This is a genomic window from Mycobacterium asiaticum (assembly GCF_001668675.1).
GTDB lineage: Bacteria > Actinomycetota > Actinomycetes > Mycobacteriales > Mycobacteriaceae > Mycobacterium > Mycobacterium asiaticum_D.
The window spans coordinates 1-4,230 of the sequence record NZ_LZKQ01000144.1 but is presented as its reverse complement, the minus strand read 5'-3'; the positions used below and the strand labels follow the sequence as shown (position 1 = coordinate 4,230).

Annotated in this window: 6 protein-coding genes; all 6 read right to left on the bottom strand. The window is 65.4% G+C overall.

Annotated elements, in window-relative coordinates; translation table 11 throughout:
* Nucleotides 1-297: oxidoreductase (locus A9X01_RS12450; RefSeq protein WP_081282348.1), on the bottom strand; the 297-nt coding region annotated here is incomplete at its 3' end.
* Between the two features lie 26 nt (nucleotides 298-323).
* Entirely contained in the window at nucleotides 324-1,451 is a 1,128-nt protein-coding gene (locus tag A9X01_RS12445) for an NDMA-dependent alcohol dehydrogenase (protein WP_065121073.1), read from the bottom strand.
* Nucleotides 1,452-1,608: 157 nt separating this feature from the next.
* The gene (locus tag A9X01_RS12440) at nucleotides 1,609-2,154 is read right to left on the bottom strand and encodes a nuclear transport factor 2-like protein (protein ID WP_065121072.1); all 546 of its coding nucleotides are present in this window, start codon (nucleotides 2,152-2,154) and stop codon (nucleotides 1,609-1,611) included.
* Nucleotides 2,155-2,159: 5 nt separating this feature from the next.
* Nucleotides 2,160-2,369, bottom strand: coding sequence for a ferredoxin (locus A9X01_RS12435; protein ID WP_081282349.1), 210 nt, complete (start codon nucleotides 2,367-2,369; stop codon nucleotides 2,160-2,162).
* Between the two features lie 10 nt (nucleotides 2,370-2,379).
* The gene (locus A9X01_RS12430; RefSeq protein ID WP_065121071.1) at nucleotides 2,380-3,735 is read right to left on the bottom strand and encodes a cytochrome P450; all 1,356 of its coding nucleotides are present in this window, start codon (nucleotides 3,733-3,735) and stop codon (nucleotides 2,380-2,382) included.
* The coding region (locus A9X01_RS12425; RefSeq protein ID WP_155772055.1) for an SDR family oxidoreductase at nucleotides 3,732-4,230 on the bottom strand (499 nt) is incomplete at its 5' end. The genes A9X01_RS12425 and A9X01_RS12430, both read right to left, overlap by 4 nt.

Below are 4,230 nucleotides of genomic sequence, written 5' to 3'. Positions count from 1 at the left end.
CTTGGCCCCGTGTTCGTGCACCACGTCCACCAGCGCGCGGTGCGCGTCGCCGGCGGCGTCCGTGGCCAGGTGCAGGCCGCCGGGCGTCTCGGGGTGTCGATGGTCAACCCCGGTGGCGCCCAGGGTGATCAGGCCGACACCGCCGTGGGCGCGCGCGGCGAAGTAGTCACGGGTGCGCTGCGAGGGCAGTCCGTCTCCGGTGCCGTACATCGTCTCCATCGGAGACATGACCACCCGGTTGCGCACCGGCATGGCGCCGATGCGTCCCGGCGCCAACAGGTGCGGAAATCCGGCCACCCGCGACCCGGCTTATCCCCGCGGGTCTACCGGTCTGCGTCGGTGTAGCGGATGACGCCGCGAATGTTCTTGCCGTCCAGCATGTCCTGGTAGCCCTCGTTGATCTGCTCCAGGCGGTACTGGGTGGTGACCATGTCGTCCAGGTTCAGCTTGCCGGCCTTGTACATCGCCAGCAGCTGCGGGATGTCGTACTGCGGGTTGCCGCCACCGAAGATGGTGCCCTGCAGGTTCTTCTGCATCAGCGTGAGCATCGCCAGGTTCAGCGTCACATTGGTGTCCAGCAGGCTGCCGATGGCCGTCGCCACGCAGGTGCCGCCCTTGGCGGTGATGTTCAGGTAGTTGTCGATATCGGCGCCGTGCAGCTCACCAACGGTCACGATCACCTTGTGAGCCATCAGGCCGTAGGTGACCTCGGCGATGCCCATCAGCGCGGCGTTGATGTCGGGGAAGACGTGGGTGGCGCCGAACTTCAGCGCCTGGTCGCGCTTCCACTCCACCGGGTCGATCGCGAAGATGTACCGGGCACCGGCCGCGACCGCCCCCTGCAGGGCCGCCATGCCGACGCCACCGACACCGACGATGGCCACGTCCTGGCCGGGGCGGATGTCGGCGGTGCGCACGGCCGAGCCGTAGCCCGTGGTGACGCCGCAGCCGACCAGCGCGGCCACTTCGAACGGAACGGACGGGTCGATCTTCACCACCGAGCTGCGGTGCACGACCATGTACGGCGAGAAGGTGCCGAGCAGCGTCATCGGGAAAACGTTCTGGCCGCGGGCCTGGATGCGGAAGGTTCCGTCGCTCACCGCCGCGCCACCCAGCAATCCGGCGCCCAGGTCGCAGAGGTTGCGCATGCCCGCCTGACAGGTCGGACACTGGCCGCAGGACGGGATGAACGACAGCACGACGTGGTCGCCGGGGGCGATGTCGTCGACGCCGGGGCCGACCTCGGTGACGATTCCGGCACCCTCGTGCCCGCCGAGCACCGGGAAGCCGGCCATCGGGATGCCGCCGGTCACCAGGTGGTGGTCGGAGTGGCACATCCCGGCCGCTTCCATCTGGATCTTGACCTCGTCCTTGACGGGATCGCCGATCTCAATCTCTTCGATGGACCACGGCTGGTTGAATTCCCAGATCAGTGCGCCTTTTGTCTTCACGATGGACCTGACCCCATTTCGCCTTTGAATTGGAAGTGCCTGACTCGGTGCCGGGCAGCGGTGGTGACGAGTGCCACAGGCACCCTTGTTGCGTCAGCATAGCGCGTGCAACGAATCAAACGCTTGGTTGGGTGCCGCGTGCAGGGTTGGGACCGGCTCACCAGATCGGCACCGGAGCCTGGCCCAAGGGGTAGTAACCAGGCAGTTTCTCCCCGGCCAGGCTGCGTTCGATCCGTTTCTGCATGCCCGCAGACAGCTTTCCGGCCTTCATCAGCTTCAGGTACAGCGCCTGCACGTGGCCGAAGTCGAAGAAGTCGCGCTGCCACTCGATGAGCTTGTCGGCGTTGAGCCGGAACCAGCTGCCACCGATGCCGTAGATCTCCTGCTGCCCGCCCTCGCCGTCGAGTACGACCTGCTTCCAGAACCCGACGATTTCGCCCTGACGGTCGTCGACGAGGACCTTCTGGTACGGGTACTGCCAGTTCTCCAGCCCCTCCATCTCCAGGCCCAGCGCGATGTCGCGGATCTCGTCGATACCGACGCACATCACGTCTTCCTTGGGCCCGATGTTCCAGCCGTAGGTGGCGTCGGGGGCGTAGAAGTCAGCCAGCGGTTTCCAATCACCGGCCTTCTCGCAGTCCTTGTTGGCCTGCAGCCAGGACTGCACCCATTCGTCGAGTTCCGCACGTTCGAAAGACGCCATTGTCCTCAGTCTTCCTTCTCTTTGATGAATAGTGCTTGGGTCGGGCACATTTCGACCGCGCGTTCAACTTCGTCGCGGGCGTCTTCGGGGGGTTCGGGGTCGACGATCTCGACCTTGCCGCGCTTGGGCACCCGGAAGTAGTCCGGCGCTTCCAGTTCGCACATGGCGTGGCCCTGGCACAGATCCAGATCGACTTCGATGCGAAAGCCCATCAGCTGCCCTCCTTCAGGCGCCGCGCTTGCGGTACCGCACCTTGGCCGGCCGGGCCAGCTGGACCACCATCTTCGAGTGGTCGTTGCGGTAGCTGTCGGCGGGCTGGGCCATCTCGAACTCGTACTCGCGCAACAACACCGAGAAGATCGCCTTGATCTGCATGGTCGCGAAGGCGGCGCCGACGCAACGGTGCCGGCCCGCACCAAATGGAATCCACGTCCACCGGTTGGCGATGTCGGCCTGCTCGGGCTTGTTATAGCGGTCCGGGTTGAACGCGTCCGGGTCCGGGAAGTCCTCCGGAATCCGGTTGGAGATGGCGGGGGACGCGGCGACGTAATCGCCGGGGTGAATGGGAAAGCCTTCCACCTCGAACTCGCCCTGCGCGACCCGCATCAGGATGATCAGCGGGGGATGCAGCCGCAACGCCTCCTTGACCACGTTGTCCAACTTCGGAATCTGGCGCAGCGCATGGAAACTCACCTCCTGGCCGTCGGCGTAGAGCTCCTCGAGTTCGGCGAGTACCTCCGCGTAGACGTCGGGATGACGGATCAGCTCGATCAACGTCCACGCCGAGGTTCCCGAACTGGTGTGGTGCCCGGCGAACATCAGCGAGATGAACATTCCGGTGACCTCGTCGGCGGAGAACCGCGGATTGCCTTCCTCGTCCTTGATCGACACCAGTACGTCGAGCATGTCGCGGTCGCGTTTGTCCTTGGGCGGGTTGGCAACTCGCTGGTGCATGATCTCCTGCACCAGCGCGACCAGGTCCTTGCGAGCCTGATCGCGTCGCTGGAAGCTCTCGATCGGCAGGTAGGGGTCGACGTAGCACAGCGGGTCGGTGCCACGCTCCAGCTCGTGGTAGTAGTGCGCGAACCGGGAGTCCAGTTGATTACGGAACTTCAGCCCGATCAGGCAGGCCGTCGAGGTGTAGATGGTCAACTCGGCGAAGAAATCCAGCAAGTCGATTTCGCCATCGTCGCCCCAATTGGCGACCATTCGCTTCACTTCGCCCTCGATGGTCGCGGCGTGGCCCTTCATCTGCTCACCGCGCAACGCCGAGTTGTGCAGCATCTCCTTGCGCCGCTCGGGGCTGGCATCGAACACCACGCCCTTGCCGAAAATCGGTGCCATGAACGGATAAGCCGCCGCCTGGTCCAGCTCCTCGTCGGCGGAACGGAAGAAGAACTCGTTCGCGCCGGCGCCGGACAACAGGATCACGTGCTTGTCGGCGAGCTGGAACCACCCGACGTCACCGCACTCGTCGCGGACCCGCTGCATCAGCCCGATCGGGTCGGTGCGGAACTCTTCGAGGTGGCCGTGTTCCTCCTCGCCGCCGGAAACCCGGGGCACTACTGCTGTTGACGTCATGACGGCATCCCCTCTTCGCCCAGTGCTAACTTCTGGCGATCCTTCTTGTCGGCCAACGGCGCTTCGGGCTGAAGCTCCATGTTCGCGATGAAGCCACCCCGCGGCGTCTCGGCGACGAACGTGATCGCCCGGGCCAGGTCCGTGGCGCGCAGGAAGTAATCGTGCCTGGCCTGGCCCCACTTGGCCCAGTCCTCAAGTGCGGGACCGATTTTCTCGGCCGGCAAGCTCCAGCCCATCGAGGTTTTCGTCGGACCCGGGTGCACGATCGATGCGCGGACACCGGTGCCCTCGAGCTCCATCTGGAAGTTGGTGACCATCGCGACGAGCGCGGCCTTGGCTGCGCCGTAGGCGCCCATGTGCGGGCGCTGGCGCAGCGCCACATCCGAACCCACGAAGATGAGGTCGCCGCGCCGGCGATCGAGCATGCCGGGGAGCACGGCGGCGGCCAGCCGGTTGGCCCCGACCAGGTGGATCTGCAGCTGCGACTCGAACTCG